The organism is Methylobacterium sp. FW306-05-D (assembly GCF_058782155.1).
Map to the genome: position 1 here is coordinate 1 of NZ_JBYSXL010000178.1, position 510 is coordinate 510.

Below are 510 nucleotides of genomic sequence, written 5' to 3' on the forward strand. Positions count from 1 at the left end.
GCGGGCGTAGCTCAGTCGGTTAGAGTGCCGGCCTGTCACGCCGGAGGTCGCGGGTTCGAGTCCCGTCGCCCGCGCCATCGCGTCCCACGCGCGCTCACCTCGTCTTCCCCCGTCGTCGCCCTACCCTCCTCCGAGGATCGTGCCGGAGGGCGACGGATGTCGGGTGTCTTCTTCCTCTACTTCACCGCCTGCCTCGCCCGCGCGCCGGATACCTGCGAATCGCGCAGGCTCGCCCTCGACGTCGAGGACGCCCCGGCCTGCCTGCACGTCGCCCAGCCGCAGCTGGCGCAGTGGATCGGCACCCATCCGGAATTCCGCATCACGGCCTGGCGCTGCGGCGCCCCGCCCCGGGATCGCGGCACCCGGATCTGACGAAGGCCCGTGGCCGGCGGGACACAGGGCCGGTGCCGGTTGCGCGCGCCCGGGCCGGGCGCCGCGTTTTCGCCGCATCGGCCGCGGAGGCGGAGAGCTCGCAGGCCCACCCCGAGACCCCTCCGCACCGATGCGCCC

1 protein-coding gene and 1 tRNA gene are annotated in these 510 nt (G+C 74.5%); both read left to right on the plus strand.

Translation table 11 applies throughout. The features are described from left to right. A tRNA-Asp gene (locus AC3WLN_RS24075) sits at positions 1-77 on the plus strand. A gap of 79 nt (positions 78-156) precedes the next feature. Next, the gene (locus tag AC3WLN_RS24080; RefSeq protein ID WP_492485503.1) at positions 157-372 is read left to right on the plus strand and encodes a hypothetical protein; all 216 of its coding nucleotides are present in this window, start codon (positions 157-159) and stop codon (positions 370-372) included. Positions 373-510: the final 138 nt, after the last annotated feature.

What these genes read in the sequence shown, in the direction of transcription:
- AC3WLN_RS24080 (WP_492485503.1), top strand. Translation starts at nt 157, where the DNA reads ATGTCGGGTGTCTTCTTCCTCTACTTCACCGCCTGCCTCGCCCGCGCG.